We start from the raw sequence: 15328 nt of genomic DNA on the forward strand, positions 1-15328 counted from the left end.
ATAATGTAATGGCTACTTATTTATAAGTGAATGGGAGAAAATACGCACAGCAAGAGGTTAATAAAACAGCTTACTTTACAAGACTAAATGACTACGAATCTGATGTAAGAAGCGCTTAGTTCGTTCATGCTGAGGGTGTTCAAATAACATTTTGGGTGAACCTTGCTCTACAATTTCACCTCGGTCCATTACAACGAGCCTGTCCGCCACTTCTAAAGCAAACTTAATTTCGTGCGTAACAACTAACATTGTCCAGCCTTCTTGTGCTAACTGTTTCATTATATTTAATACATCTTGCACTAACTAGGGATCCAATGCTGAAGTCGGTTCATCAAATAACATTAGTGCGGGCTGAATTGCCAACGCACGGGCAATCCCTACCCATTGCTGTTGTCCGCCTGAAAGTTGGTTTGGATATAACGCTGCTTTATCTGCTAACCCGACTTTGGCAAGCAATTGTTGGGCGGCTAATTTTGCTTGTGCTAAATTTTTACCTTGTACAAAAATAGACCCTTCCATTACATTTTCTAAGACGGTTTTATGAGGGAAAAGATTATAGTTTTGAAAAACCATTCCTGATTTACGCCGTAATGCCAAAATCTGTTGTTTAACCTCTTTAGCGGTAAAATCAACGGTTAAAGGTTGCTCTCTGGTAAATTCAATAGTGCCTTTTTCTGGCATATCTAACGCATTTAAACAACGTAACCATGTTGTTTTACCTGAGCCAGATGGACCAAGGATTACGACGACTTGCCCTTTTTCAATCTGAAGATCAATGCCACGTAAAATGAGATTATCACCAAAACTTTTCTGAATATTATTAATGTTAATCATATTGCATCTCTCTGTTGTTGATGAAAGCGTTCATTATTTAGCGATAAAGCGATCAAAACGGTGTTCAAGACGTGCTTGAATACCAAAAAGTATCCAGCAGAAACACCAATAAATAAACGCCGCTTCAATATAAACAGGCAGAAAATCATAAGACATATTTGCCATCTGCTGTGCCACTCTAAACATTTCTGTAACCGTTACCACGGAGGCTAATGAGGTGTCTTTAAATAGCCCAATAAAGGTATTGCTTAGCGGAGGAATAGCCACTCTAATTGCTTGTGGTGCAATGATACGGCGGAAGGTTTGTAGATAAGTCATACCAATCGAATACCCAGCTTCCCATTGTCCTTTAGGGACTGCTGAAATGGCAGCTCGAACAGTTTCAGAAGCATAAGCGCCAATATTCAATGAAAAACCAATAATCGCGGCAGGAATAGGATCAACATAAAAACCCAACGCTGGTAAGCCATAAAAAACTATCGAAATTTGCACAAGCATTGGCGTACCGCGAATAATCGAAATATACGCTTGTATGATAACTAATAGTATGCGATGCATTATCCCTGTGACTGAGGTTATACGCACTAACGCCACCAATACCGCAATAATCATGCCAATAATAAAAGACACTATCGCTAATGGAATAGAAACTAGCACCATGGCCTGTAGCATAGGCAAAAAAGCATCCATTACTAATTTAACCCGTGCTTCGTCCATAAAAGGCAGTTGAAATAATAAGTTTTCTAGCACAATTTTCCCTTAAAAACGAAAGTTCTCGCCAATTATAACATTATAAAACACCTCTAGACGGCTAAAAACAAAATAAGCGCTCATATTTTGCAAGTGTTTTGCGAAAAAATGACCTCTTATTGAGATAATATGGATAATTATTTAACGCTAATATCCTTTCCAAAGAATTGTTCACCTAATCGTTTAAATGTTCCATCTTGATGTAACGCCATAATAGCTTGATTTATTTTGGCTAATGCGGCTTGATTGCCTTTATTTACCACTAATCCAGCGCCTAATTGTTCACTATCTTGCCAAATAATTTTTAACGAAGACGTAGGATTTTTGTTAAAGTAATCTAATAAGGATAAATAATTGTTAAAGGTAGCCTCCACTCGTTGTTGTTGAATAAGCAATAATGCTTGCGCCATACCATCAACCGAAATCACTTTAGCTCCATTCTTAACAGCTAATTCTCCATAATTGGAACTTAATGATTGTGCCACTTTTATACCTTGCATGTCCGCTGGTTGCTTAACGTGACTGTTATCTGCACGAACTACTAATGCCGCGCCCGACCAACTATATGCGTCGGATAAATCAAACATTGCTTGTCGTTCAGGCGTGCTTAATGCTACTTGATTAGCAACCAAATCAAAACGCCCGGCTTTTAAACCAGCTAACATGGCATCCCATTGTGTTTCTTTAAAATCAACCTTAACCCCGAGTTTTTCAGCAATTGCCCGTGTGACTTCTACATCATAACCGGTTAATTTACCGGTTTGATCATGGTAAGTGAATGGCGGGTAAGTGCCTTCAGTAGCCACGCTAATAGTGCCTTTTGCATCAATCCTAGATAATAAATCATTGCTTGCTAAGCTATTCATTGAGGTAAATAAGCTAATAGCAGTAAACGTAGCGAATGCGATTTTTTTTAACATAATCGCTCTCCTTATTGTGGTTAATTATGTTGTGTTTAATGCATTATTAGCAAAAAATTAGCCCGCTTCAAATAACTAAAAAGCATAATAACTAGCAAAATATTGTAAGCGCTTAAATTTATCTATTAATCAACCAAACTGCGATTATATTGTAAAAAACACCCTTTACATTAATTACAATTTCACTAGCATACTAAATAAAAAGCGATTAAACTTGAGCTAAGCATTTACACACGAAATATAAAAGGAACTTTAATGAAAATTAACTCTCTCGTCTTAGCACTTTCAATCATCCCTACTATTTCATTAGCAAACACTAACAATGTACACCTTTACGGTAAAATAGGAACCGATATCTATTCTCACTTTTCAAGCTTTCAACTTGGCGCACTCGCACAGTCTAAAAATCTTAACCCATCAATAGCATTGTCTTTAGAAGCCACGGGTAAAATCGCGCCTAATACTGAACTAGGGCTAGGTGTTGGTTTTATAAAACGTAAGAATTTTAACTTTGCTAAAACGTGGAGGGCGACTTCTTATGATAATCAAGCTGAAACCCCTAATGGTTCATGGTTAGGTAACGAAAAATATAAAATAAATCGTTACACTTCATTACCGATCTACTTAATTTTAAAGCAAAACTTTAGACTTAATGATGAAATGAGACTTTATGTTAAAGGTGATCTTGGCTATTCGTTTAATAAAATTAAAAATACCCATTATACATTACACACAGAAATTATTAATAACTCAGATTTACCAAAAGAATATACCAATACTCCAATCGATATGAACGCGAAAAATGGTTCATACTATAGTTTATCGGTCGGGGCGGAGTATAAACATTTCTTAGCTGAAATCGGCTATTATAGAACCAATGTCTCACTCTTTTATAAAGGGCATGGTAAATTTATAGATCCATCGTTTCCTCAAGCCGATTCAAGACGTGACTATAACATTAATAAAACATCATCTTATAGCAACAATGCTATTCGGTTATCTATTGGTTTCAAATTCTAATACCTCCCCCCTCCAAAAGCCGCTTAATCAAGCGGCTTTTTTTATATATTAATCAACAAAATTAAAGCTTCAACTGTAAAGCTGACGCTTTAATTACATTTTTACTAGCCTGTTGAATAAAAAGGTATTAAACTTGCATTGAGTATTTACAATACAAAATATAAAAGGAACTCTAATGAAAATTAAATCTCTCGTCTTAGCACTTTCAATCATCCCTGCTCTATCGTTAGCAAAAACTAACGATGTACACCTTTACGGTAAAGTAGGACCGATATTTACTCTCACTTTTCAACTTTTCAATTTGGAACATTAACACCAATTAAAAATATTAATCCATCAATAGCATTATCGTTAGAAGCCACGCGTAATATCGCACCGAATACCGAACTAGGGCTAGGCATTGGTTTTATAAAACGTAAAGGCTTTAACTTTGCTAAAAGTTGGTTGGCAGAATCTTATCAAAACCAAAAACCTAGACCTAATGGTTTTGGTTTTTGGTTGGGTAATGAACAATATAAAGTAAATCGTTATTCTTCATTACCGATCTACTTAACATTAAAACAAAACTTTAAGCTTAACGGGCATAAAGAGATAAACCTTTATATTAAAGGTGATCTAGGTTATTCCTTTAATAAAATTAAAAATACCTATTATTCATTAGACTCAAAATATATCAATGCTGGACGTTCAGGTGTTCCTGAATCAATTTTTTTCCCAGTTAATATAAAAGCTAAAAATGGCTTATATTATGGTTTAGCGGTAGGTGCTGAGTATAAAAACTTGTTAGCTGAAATCGGCTATTATAGAACCCATGCAAATATCGTTTATAATGGAACGGGTCTATACAAAAATCATTACGGCACCTACGAAAAACTAACAAAAGATAAACATACTATTAATGGTAAATCATCGTATAACAACGATGCAATTCGTTTATCTGTTGGTTTCAAATTCTAACATACCTACCTCTTTAAAAAGCCGCTTAGTTAAGCGGCTTTTTTTATGTGTTAAGCCTAAACTTCCATATTGTTACTAATTTTAAACGATCTTTTTCAGCAATGCGTTAATATATAAATAGCACATTTGCTTAATTTATTAGCCATTTATTTAATTAAAAAGGCCTGTGGATAACATGAAAAATGGTTATGAGTAACTTGAGATCTAGTTAAGGATAAGTTAGCCTTTCCAGAGGCCTGTGGATAACTTAACCGTTTATCCACAATTAAGCTCGGTTTAAATAGCAAGCTCTATACAGCTAACATTAGTATTTAACTGATTGATTTTATTTATTAAATATGACTTATCCTCAATATATGTCATTCCCTATAATAATCATAATAAAGATCTTTAAATATAGATCTATATTATGATAAGCGATCTCAAGATCTTCATTTTAGCCCTTATCGATCGCATTAAAATGGATTTCCCTGATCTTATTTTTTTAGGGTAGAATAGCGCTCTTTTCTTTTGGCACCGAATATATAAAAAATAGGCAAAAAATATGATTTATCCTGAACATTACGATGTCATTGTGGTCGGCGGTGGGCACGCGGGTACAGAAGCAGCGCTTGCTCCAGCACGTATGGGATTAAAAACATTATTACTCACTCATAATGTGGATACGTTAGGGCAAATGTCTTGTAATCCTGCAATTGGTGGTATTGGTAAAGGCCATTTAGTTAAAGAGATTGATGCTATGGGTGGTTTGATGGCCATCGCAACAGATCATGCAGGGATCCAATTTCGCACACTAAACAGTTCAAAAGGGCCGGCAGTAAGAGCAACACGTGCACAAGCGGATCGTGTTCTTTATCGTCAATCTGTGCGTACGGCATTAGAGAATCAGCAAAACTTAGCTATTTTTCAGCAAGAAGTGGTTGATATTTTAGTTGAAAATCATCGCGCCAGTGGTGTTGTCACTAAAATGGGGCTAACTTTTAAAGCCAAAACGGTGATTTTAACCGCTGGAACATTTTTAGCGGGGAAGATCCATATTGGTTTAGACAATTATGCAGGGGGACGAGCAGGCGATCCTGCTGCGACTAGATTAGCAGATCGATTGCGCGATCTCAATTTACGTGTAGATCGCTTAAAAACCGGTACACCACCACGCTTAGATGCACGTACCATTAATTTTGAGGTATTGGCCAAACAACCCGGAGATGAAGTCTTACCGGTCATGTCTTTTATGGGGGAGGTTAGCCAACACCCGCGCCAGATTCCTTGCTATATCACCCATACAAATCATCAGACACACGATATTATACGGGCTAATTTAGATCGAAGCCCTATGTATACCGGAATTATTGAGGGGATCGGTCCGCGTTACTGCCCATCGATTGAAGATAAGGTTATGCGTTTTGGTGATCGTAATGGACATCAGATCTACCTTGAGCCAGAAGGATTAACGACCATTGAGGTGTATCCAAATGGTATTTCAACAAGTTTACCTTTTGATGTACAAATGGCGATTGTTAATTCAATGAAGGGTTTAGAAAATACTCGAATTATTAAACCGGGTTATGCGATTGAATATGACTATTTTGACCCGCGTGATTTAAAGCCAACCTTAGAAGCTAAAGCGATTGAAGGCTTATTCTTTGCGGGACAAATTAATGGCACTACCGGTTATGAAGAAGCCGCTGCACAAGGCTTATTAGCGGGTATTAATGCCGCCTTACAAGTACAAGATAAGCCGAGTTGGTTCCCTACTCGAGATGTTGCTTATACGGGAGTATTAGTTGACGACCTCTGTACGCTTGGTACCAAAGAACCTTATCGTGTATTTACTTCTAGGGCTGAATATCGCTTGCTCTTACGCGAAGATAATGCAGATATTCGTTTAACACCAATCGCACACCAATTAGGACTGATTGATGAAGCGCGTTGGCAACGTTTTAATCAAAAAATGGAAAATATCGAACGTGAGCGTGAACGGCTAAAACAAATATGGATTCATCCACAATCAGCCTATTTAGATGCGGTTAATCAATTAGTAAATTCACCATTAACCCGTGAAGTAAATGGTGAAGACTTATTGCGTCGCCCTGAAATTAACTATGCTAAATTGACCGAAATAGCTGCTTTTGCTCCAGCATTAGACGATCGGCAAGCGGCAGAACAAGTGGAAATCGCAATTAAGTATCAAGGCTATATTGAACATCAATATAGTGAAATTGAGCGACATAAACGCCATGAAAACACCTTAATTCCGGCTGAATTTGATTATAATAAAGTTGATAGCTTATCTAATGAAGTTCGCGCTAAATTAATGCAACATCGTCCTATTTCAATAGGGCAAGCAAGCCGTATTTCAGGTATCACTCCAGCTGCTATTTCAATTTTGTTAGTCAATTTGAAAAAGCAAGGAATGCTCAAGCGAGGCGAGCTATAATGTTAAGTAAAGTGAGTAAGTGGATTGCTTGCTCACTTTTTTAGTGAGCCCAGCCGTTCTTATTTGTTTTTATCCAAATAAACAAAGATGAAGGAATTTGTAAAATGAAACAAAAATTAGACCGATTGCTTGTGCAGGCAGATATTCAGTTAACTGAAAGGCAAAAAGAACAACTGATTGGCTTTGTACATTTATTACATAAATGGAATAAGGCTTATAATTTGACCTCAGTGCGCGATCCAGAAGAAATGCTAGTTAAGCATATTATGGATAGTTTAGTCGTCAGTGTTCATCTTCAAGGGCAATCTTTTATTGATGTTGGTACAGGTCCGGGATTGCCGGGTATTCCGTTAGCGATTGCTAATCCAGATAAACAATTTGTCTTGTTAGATAGCTTAGGTAAACGTATTACTTTTATCAAACAAGTATTACGTGAATTAGCCATTACGAATGTTACACCGGTGCTTAGTCGGGTTGAGCAATACACTGCACGTCAGTTTGATGGCGTATTAAGTCGTGCGTTTGCTTCATTAGATGATATGTTGAATTGGTGTTATGCCTTACCTAACGATAGCGGAAAGTTTTATGCGTTAAAAGGTGTGTATGACGGCGCTGAATTGCAAGCGGTTCAAAAGCCGATTAAATTAGTTTACGCAATAAAACTTAATGTTCCTCAGTTAGTGGGGGAGCGCCATTTAATTGTATTAGCAAAATAGATTAATTTTTGTAAGATTAACCACATTTTCTACCGCATTAAGCAGGCTTATAATACTGAGTAAACCATTACTTACTTGTATGAAATTGTTGAATAATTGTATTAAAATATAACAATGTGTTGCTATTATATTCAGTATCTTTTTACTTTTAATTTAAATGTAATATTTTGTAATATTTTTTTTATATTTTTTGAAAAGATAGTGTAATATATAGTGCTTTTGTTTTGAAACTCAGTTTTTGTGAAGTATAATTTCATACATATTTTTATGTAATAGCGCTGAGTGCTTAGTTAAATATAATTAAGAAGGGCTGAAATGTCAGCTGTAATCAATAAAGCCAAACAGCATTATTTAATGGCATTAAAACTTGAAAGTGGCATTTTATTTGCCATTTTTTGTATGTTACTGATTTTAGAAGGTTCCTTAATCTTCTCTTGGTTAGGAGGCTGCCTAGCTAGTTTTTTACCATATTGCTTGTTTGTCTATTGGATTTTCTTTAAAAAATCTGCAAAAAATCAGTCAAAAATGGCCGCTTTTTATCGTGGTGAAGGGCTGAAATGGCTTGCGACTATTTTATTGGTGGTAGCCGCTTTTAAATTGATACCTGATCTTCATAGGGTGTTATTTTTTGTAGGTTATTTTGTAGCGTTGTTACTCAACAACGTTATTCCATTTGTATTACAAAAACGAACTAACTAAATTTCTATTTTAAAAAGGATACATTATGGCTGGAAATACGGCAGAATATATCGGTCACCACTTAAGCTTTTTGTCCTCTGGCGATGGCTTTTGGGCTGTTCATTTAGATACACTTTTCTTTTCGCTTGTTGCAGGTGTGCTTTTTTTAGTTGTATTTTCTCGCGTTGCGAAAAATGCAACCACCGGCGTACCGGGTAAACTGCAATGTTTAGTGGAAATAGTGGTTGAATGGGTTTACGGATTAGTAAAAGATAATTTCCACGGGCCCCGTCATATGATTGCACCATTAGCACTCACAATTTTTTGCTGGGTCTTTATTATGAATGCGATTGACTTAGTCCCGGTCGATTTCTTGCCACAATTAGCAAATATGTTTGGTATTCATTACCTGCGTGCCGTACCAACAGCCGATATTAGTGCCACTTTAGGTATGTCTATTTGTGTATTTGGTTTAATTTTGTTCTATACTGTAAAATCTAAAGGTTTTAATGGTTTAGCAAAAGAATACACGCTTCATCCCTTTAATCATTGGGCATTTATTCCCGTCAATTTTATTCTTGAAACAGTAACATTACTTGCAAAACCAATCTCTTTAGCATTCCGTTTATTTGGAAATATGTATGCAGGTGAGTTAATTTTTATCCTTATTGCAGTTATGTATATGGCTGATAACTTTGCACTTCAAGCATTAGGTATCCCATTGCATTTAGTTTGGGCTATTTTTCACATATTAGTGATCACTCTACAAGCCTTTATTTTTATGATGCTAACGATTGTTTACTTGAGTATCGCTTATAATAAAGCGGATCATTAAACGAACCCCATAAGCGGTTGTTATTTTGTGAAATTTTACTAAAAATGGACTGCTTAAACTTTACTTTTTTATTAACAACCTAGCCTTTTGGCTAATTCCTCAATCTTAATGGAGAACATTATGGAATCAGTAATCACAGCAACAATTATTGGTGCGTCACTATTATTAGCTTTTGCTGCACTTGGTACAGCGATTGGTTTTGCTATCTTAGGTGGTAAATTCTTAGAATCATCATCTCGTCAGCCTGAATTAGCTAGTAGTTTACAAACTAAAATGTTTATCGTTGCAGGTCTTTTAGATGCTATCGCAATGATCGCGGTTGGTATTTCTTTACTTTTCATCTTCGCGAACCCATTCATTGATTTATTGAAATAAGTCGAGCTTCCGTTATTTAGTTGAATAACTTAACCGACTTTTAGGAGGGCGTTGTGAATTTAAATGCAACACTAATTGGTCAACTTATTGCATTCGCACTATTTGTTGCGTTTTGTATGAAATATGTATGGCCACCGCTTATTAAAGTGATCGAAGAGCGTCAAGCAAATATTGCGAATGCTTTAGCATCTGCTGAAAAAGCGAAGCAAGAACAAGCTGATTCTAAAGTTTTAGCTGAGCAAGAAATCATTAAAGCAAAAGAAGAAGCACAAAAAATTATTGATTTAGCAACAAAACGTCGTAATGAAATTTTAGAGTCTGTGCAAGCAGATGCTGAAGTTGAGCGCCAACGTATCATTGAACAAGGGCATGCGGAAATAGATAGTGAGCGTAAGCGTGTTCAAGAAGAGCTTCGTCAAAAAGTGGCAGCATTAGCTGTAGCTGGAGCAGAAAGAATTGTTGGTCGCTCAGTAGATACTGCAGTAAATAATGACATTATAGATAAATTCGTTGCAGAATTATAACAAGGTGGGGCAGATGTCAGAATTAAGTACAGTAGCTCGCCCCTATGCTAAAGCAGCTTTTGATTTTGCTTTAGAGCAAGGTCAGTTGGATAAATGGCAAGAAATGTTACAGTTTTCAGCATTAGTCGCTGAAAATGAACAAGTAGTAGAATATATTACTTCATCTCTTGCAAGCAGTCAGATTTCAGAAATTTTTCTTCAAATCTGTGATGACCAACTTGATCAATATGGGCAAAATTTTATTCGCGTAATGGCTGAAAATAAGCGTTTAGCTATTTTACCTGAAGTTTTTAACCGCTTTAACGCATTACATGCTGAGTATGAAGCGATTAAAAAGGTGATTGTCGTTTCAGCAACCGAATTAAGTCAAGCACAAGAAGAAAAAATCGCCAAGGCGATGGAAAAACGCTTAGGGCAAAAAGTTCGTTTAACAACCGAAATTGATAGCACATTACTTGCTGGTATTATTATTAAATATGATGATATCGTTATCGATGGCTCAAGTCGCGGTCAGTTAAATCGCTTAACTCAAGCGTTGAGCTTGTAAGAGGAATAAAAAATGCAACTAAATTCAACTGAAATTAGTGAATTGATTAAAAAACGCATTGCCCAGTTTAATGTGGTAAGCGAAGCACAAAGCACCGGAACAATTGTTTCAGTAAGCGATGGTATTATTCGCATACATGGACTTGCTGATGTTATGCAAGGCGAAATGATTGAATTACCGGGCAATCGTTATGCAATTGCACTTAACTTAGAACGCGATTCTGTAGGTGCGGTTGTAATGGGGCCTTATGCTGATTTAGCTGAAGGTATGACTGTTAAATGTACCGGTCGTATTTTAGAAGTGCCTGTAGGTAAAGGTTTATTAGGGCGCGTGGTAAACACATTAGGTCAGCCAATTGATGGTAAAGGAGAAATCGATAATGATGGCTACTCACCAGTTGAAGTGATTGCGCCTGGTGTAATTGATCGTCAATCTGTTGATCAACCAGTACAAACTGGTTATAAAGCAGTGGACTCAATGGTGCCAATCGGTCGTGGTCAGCGTGAATTAATCATTGGTGACCGTCAAACAGGTAAAACAGCATTAGCAATTGATGCTATCATTGCACAAAGAGATTCAGGCATTAAATGTATCTATGTAGCCATTGGTCAAAAAGCATCAACTATTGCTAACGTAGTGTGTAAATTAGAAGAGCATGGTGCGTTAGCAAATACGATTGTCGTGGTTGCATCTGCTTCTGAATCTGCAGCATTACAATATCTTGCACCTTATTCAGGTTGTGCGATGGGAGAATATTTCCGTGATCGTGGTGAAGACGCACTCATTGTGTATGATGATTTATCTAAACAAGCGGTAGCTTATCGTCAAATTTCACTACTATTACGCCGTCCACCAGGTCGTGAAGCATTCCCAGGCGATATATTTTATTTACATTCTCGCTTACTTGAGCGTGCGGCTCGTGTAAATGCTGAATATGTAGAACGTTTTACCAATGGAGCTGTAACAGGTCAAACCGGTTCTTTAACTGCTTTACCAATTATTGAAACTCAAGCAGGTGATGTATCTGCATTCGTTCCAACAAATGTAATTTCAATTACTGATGGTCAAATATTCTTAGAGTCAAGCTTATTTAACTCAGGCATTCGTCCTGCGGTGAATCCAGGTATTTCTGTATCACGTGTGGGAAGTGCAGCACAAACAAAAGTGATCAAAAAATTGTCAGGTGGTATCCGGACTGCATTAGCACAGTATCGTGAATTAGCTGCTTTCGCACAATTTGCCTCGGATCTTGATGATGCTACGCGTAAACAGCTATCACATGGTCAAAAAGTAACTGAATTACTAAAACAAAAACAATTTGCACCAATGCCTGTCAGTAAACAAGCATTAGTCCTTTTTGCGGCAGAATTCGGTTATTTAGATGATGTAGAACTTGAACGTATTAGTTCATTTGAATCTGCTTTACTTGCTTACGCTAACAGTAATCATGCAGACTTTATGAAGGATTTAGCTAAATCAGGTAATTTCAACGATTCAATTCAGCAAGAATTAAAAACAATCGTTGAAAACTTCAAAAAGAATGGTGCATGGTAATCCAAAACTAGCGGAGAGAGATTATGGCAGGTGCTAAAGAGATTAGAACCAAAATTGCAAGTGTTCGTAATACGCAAAAAATTACGAAAGCAATGGAAATGGTGGCTACCTCTAAAATGCGTAAAACGCAAGAGCGTATGGCAGCAGGTCGTCCATATTCAGAGACGATCCGTAACGTAATTAGCCATATCGCGAAAGGAAGCATTGGTTATAAGCACCCGTTTTTAATTGAGCGTGATATTAAAAAAGTAGGTTATTTAGTTATCTCTACCGACCGTGGTTTATGTGGTGGTCTTAATATCAATTTATTCAAGACAACCTTGAATGAATTTAAAGCGTGGAAAGATAAAGACGTTAGTGTTGAACTTGGCTTAGTAGGTTCAAAGGGAGTAAGCTTTTACCAATCTATTGGCTTAAAAGTTAGGGCTCATATTACAGGTTTAGGTGATTCACCTGAAATGGAACGTATTGTTGGTGCAGTTAATGAAATGATTAATGCTTATCGCAATGGTGAAGTGGATATGGTTTGTATTGCTTATAATCGTTTTGAAAATACAATGTCACAAAAACCAGTTATTGCACAATTACTACCGTTACCTAAATTAGAAAATGACGAATTAGAAACAAAAGGTTCTTGGGATTATCTCTACGAGCCTAACCCACAAGTATTATTGGATAGTTTACTTGTTCGTTATTTAGAAACACAGGTATATCAAGCAGTTGTCGATAACCTTGCTTCTGAACAAGCCGCTCGAATGGTAGCAATGAAGGCCGCAACAGATAATGCGGGAGCATTAATTGATGAGTTACAATTAGTGTATAACAAAGCTCGTCAAGCAAGTATTACAAATGAATTAAATGAAATTGTTGCAGGTGCTGCTGCAATTTAATGGAGAAAATAGGTAATGGCAACAGGAAAAATTGTACAGATTATCGGTGCGGTAATCGACGTTGAATTCCCGCAAGATGCAGTACCAAAAGTATATGATGCTTTAAAAGTTGAATCAGGTTTAACCTTAGAAGTTCAACAACAATTAGGTGGTGGTTTAGTACGTTGTATCGCATTAGGTACCTCAGATGGTTTAAAGCGTAGCTTAAAGGTTGTAAATACAGGTAACCCTATTCAAGTTCCTGTAGGCACTAAAACATTAGGCCGTATTATGAATGTATTAGGCGAACCAATTGATGAAAAAGGACCTATTAGCGAAGAAGCTCGTTGGGATATTCATCGTGCGGCTCCAAATTATGAAGAACAGTCAAATAGTACTGAATTACTTGAAACCGGTATCAAAGTTATTGACTTAATTTGTCCATTTGCAAAAGGTGGTAAAGTCGGCTTATTTGGTGGAGCTGGTGTAGGTAAAACCGTTAATATGATGGAATTGATCCGTAATATTGCTATTGAGCACTCAGGTTATTCGGTTTTTGCTGGTGTAGGTGAGCGTACTCGTGAAGGTAATGATTTTTATCATGAAATGACGGATTCTAATGTATTAGATAAAGTATCACTAGTATATGGTCAAATGAATGAACCACCAGGTAACCGCCTACGTGTTGCGTTAACAGGTTTAACTATGGCTGAAAAATTCCGTGATGAAGGTCGTGATGTATTATTTTTCGTAGATAATATTTATCGTTATACTTTAGCCGGTACAGAAGTTTCTGCTTTATTAGGCCGTATGCCATCAGCGGTAGGTTATCAACCAACCCTTGCAGAAGAAATGGGTGTATTACAAGAACGTATTACCTCAACTAAAACTGGTTCAATCACGGCAGTACAAGCAGTTTACGTGCCTGCGGATGACTTAACAGATCCATCACCAGCGACAACTTTTGCTCATTTAGATTCAACAGTGGTATTAAGCCGTAATATCGCCTCATTAGGTATTTACCCAGCTGTAGATCCTCTTGACTCTACTTCCCGTCAATTAGACCCACTTGTAGTAGGGGAAGAACATTATAATGTAGCGCGTGGTGTACAAGGTACATTACAACGTTATAAAGAGTTAAAAGACATTATTGCAATTTTAGGTATGGATGAACTATCTGAAGATGATAAGTTAGTCGTTGCCCGTGCTCGTAAGATCGAACGTTTCTTATCACAGCCATTCTTTGTTGCTGAAGTGTTTACAGGTTCACCAGGTAAATATGTATCTCTAAAAGATACTATCCGCGGTTTTAAAGGCATCTTAGAAGGTGAATTTGATCATATCCCAGAACAGGCGTTCTATATGGCAGGTTCAATCGACGAAGTTGTGGAAAGAGCGAGCAAGATGTAATTGTTCCCTAAACCGAATTAGGGACTAAAGGAGAACAAAATGGCATCTCAATTTGAACTTAGAATAGTAAGTGCGGAAAAACAAATCTTTAATGGTCAAGTGGTTAGCGTACGTGTAAGTGGTGTTGAAGGTGAATTAGGTATTTATGCTGGACATACCCCCTTATTAACAGCAATAAAACCAGGTATGGTTAAATATACCCTTGAAGATAATAAAGAAGAGTTTATTTATGTATCAGGTGGTTTCTTAGAAGTACAGCCTACAATCGTAACTGTTCTTGCTGATATTGCAATTCGTGGTGAAGAATTAGATCAACAACGTATTCTTGCTGCAAAACGTAAAGCTGAATATACGCTTAGTAAAACAAATAATGCGGAATTATCAGCTAAACTTGCTCGTGAAATTGCAAAACTACATGTTTATGAAATTGTAAATTCAAAATTAACTAAAAAACGTTAATTATATTAATTAAAAAACTCAACTTTTAATTAAGTTGGGTTTTTTATTTTTTATAGCATTAATTGAGAAACTACATATCGTAATACTATTTTATATTAACGTACCCTGATAGGAAATAATCATTTTTTGCTAGCAAAAGCAGCAAAATGGCGTAAGTTTATGCACGCAATCAATTTTTTTAATTTTTCTCAAAAAAAAGTATTTGCAAAAAGGGAAAGATATCCTATAATGGGCGACACACAACGACGCACCGTTGTGAGCTGTTAAGCTAGATTGAGCGGTGCGTCGTTTTATTTTGCTCTTTAACAACGAATCAGACAATCTGTGTGGGCACTTGTTGATTGACTTAATTTTATATGTTTTATAAAAACTTGAAGTCTTAATAAGTGCTTAAACTAGAAATTCATATTAATTTAATTCCTTTTGTTTTACTTTCAAGTGAA

The 15328-nt window shown here is 36.5% G+C and carries 15 protein-coding genes and 1 pseudogene; 13 read left to right on the forward strand and 3 right to left on the reverse strand.

Features of this window, described 5'->3' with window-relative positions:
- Positions 1-75 precede the first annotated feature (75 nt).
- From BMX01_RS06660 to BMX01_RS06670, 3 genes and pseudogenes are all read right to left on the reverse strand, one after another.
- A pseudogene (locus BMX01_RS06660) lies at positions 76-834 on the reverse strand (amino acid ABC transporter ATP-binding protein).
- Between the two features lie 33 nt (positions 835-867).
- Positions 868-1584, reverse strand: a complete 717-nt coding sequence (locus BMX01_RS06665) for an amino acid ABC transporter permease (protein WP_064082441.1) — start codon at positions 1582-1584, stop codon at positions 868-870.
- Positions 1585-1721: 137 nt separating this feature from the next.
- Positions 1722-2504 carry an amino acid ABC transporter substrate-binding protein gene (locus BMX01_RS06670; RefSeq protein ID WP_064082440.1) on the reverse strand — a complete coding sequence of 261 codons (783 nt, stop codon included), beginning with the start codon at positions 2502-2504 and terminating at the stop codon, positions 1722-1724.
- A gap of 255 nt (positions 2505-2759) precedes the next feature.
- Between BMX01_RS06670 and BMX01_RS06675 the strand changes: the two genes are divergently transcribed.
- The 13 genes from BMX01_RS06675 to BMX01_RS06735 all read left to right on the forward strand — a co-directional run bounded on the left by BMX01_RS06675 (position 2760) and on the right by BMX01_RS06735 (position 14885).
- Positions 2760-3524 carry a hypothetical protein gene (locus BMX01_RS06675; RefSeq protein ID WP_074647993.1) on the forward strand — a complete coding sequence of 255 codons (765 nt, stop codon included), beginning with the start codon at positions 2760-2762 and terminating at the stop codon, positions 3522-3524.
- 444 nt (positions 3525-3968) lie between these two features.
- Positions 3969-4481 (forward strand): hypothetical protein, encoded by a 513-nt coding sequence (locus BMX01_RS06680; RefSeq protein ID WP_064082439.1) that lies wholly within the window; start codon positions 3969-3971, stop codon positions 4479-4481.
- A 544-nt stretch (positions 4482-5025) separates the two neighbouring features.
- Positions 5026-6918: a tRNA uridine-5-carboxymethylaminomethyl(34) synthesis enzyme MnmG gene (gene mnmG / locus BMX01_RS06685; protein WP_064083377.1), complete on the forward strand. Its 1893-nt coding sequence runs from the start codon at positions 5026-5028 to the stop codon at positions 6916-6918.
- Positions 6919-7022: 104 nt separating this feature from the next.
- The gene (gene rsmG, locus BMX01_RS06690; protein ID WP_064082437.1) at positions 7023-7634 is read left to right on the forward strand and encodes a 16S rRNA (guanine(527)-N(7))-methyltransferase RsmG; all 612 of its coding nucleotides are present in this window, start codon (positions 7023-7025) and stop codon (positions 7632-7634) included.
- A gap of 315 nt (positions 7635-7949) precedes the next feature.
- Positions 7950-8333: an ATP synthase subunit I gene (locus BMX01_RS06695; protein ID WP_064082436.1), complete on the forward strand. Its 384-nt coding sequence runs from the start codon at positions 7950-7952 to the stop codon at positions 8331-8333.
- A gap of 25 nt (positions 8334-8358) precedes the next feature.
- Positions 8359-9147, forward strand: coding sequence for a F0F1 ATP synthase subunit A (gene atpB / locus BMX01_RS06700; RefSeq protein WP_064082435.1), 789 nt, complete (start codon positions 8359-8361; stop codon positions 9145-9147).
- A gap of 120 nt (positions 9148-9267) precedes the next feature.
- Positions 9268-9522, forward strand: coding sequence for a F0F1 ATP synthase subunit C (atpE, locus tag BMX01_RS06705; RefSeq protein WP_010944083.1), 255 nt, complete (start codon positions 9268-9270; stop codon positions 9520-9522).
- A gap of 53 nt (positions 9523-9575) precedes the next feature.
- Positions 9576-10046, forward strand: coding sequence for a F0F1 ATP synthase subunit B (atpF, locus tag BMX01_RS06710; RefSeq protein ID WP_064082434.1), 471 nt, complete (start codon positions 9576-9578; stop codon positions 10044-10046).
- A 13-nt stretch (positions 10047-10059) separates the two neighbouring features.
- Complete coding sequence (atpH, locus tag BMX01_RS06715) at positions 10060-10593, forward strand: F0F1 ATP synthase subunit delta (RefSeq protein ID WP_064082433.1); 534 nt, start codon at positions 10060-10062, stop codon at positions 10591-10593.
- Positions 10594-10605: 12 nt separating this feature from the next.
- Positions 10606-12147, forward strand: coding sequence for a F0F1 ATP synthase subunit alpha (atpA, locus tag BMX01_RS06720; protein ID WP_064082432.1), 1542 nt, complete (start codon positions 10606-10608; stop codon positions 12145-12147).
- A 23-nt stretch (positions 12148-12170) separates the two neighbouring features.
- Positions 12171-13037: a F0F1 ATP synthase subunit gamma gene (gene atpG, locus BMX01_RS06725; RefSeq protein WP_064082431.1), complete on the forward strand. Its 867-nt coding sequence runs from the start codon at positions 12171-12173 to the stop codon at positions 13035-13037.
- Between the two features lie 15 nt (positions 13038-13052).
- A complete protein-coding gene (gene atpD / locus BMX01_RS06730; RefSeq protein WP_074647995.1) occupies positions 13053-14426 on the forward strand; it encodes a F0F1 ATP synthase subunit beta in 1374 nt (457 codons plus the stop codon).
- 39 nt (positions 14427-14465) lie between these two features.
- On the forward strand, positions 14466-14885 hold the full coding sequence (locus BMX01_RS06735; RefSeq protein ID WP_064082429.1) for a F0F1 ATP synthase subunit epsilon: 420 nt from the start codon (positions 14466-14468) through the stop codon (positions 14883-14885).
- The last annotated feature ends 443 nt before the right edge of the window (positions 14886-15328 follow it).

This window comes from [Haemophilus] ducreyi (assembly GCF_900109315.1).
GTDB classification, from domain to species: domain Bacteria; phylum Pseudomonadota; class Gammaproteobacteria; order Enterobacterales; family Pasteurellaceae; genus Haemophilus_B; species Haemophilus_B ducreyi.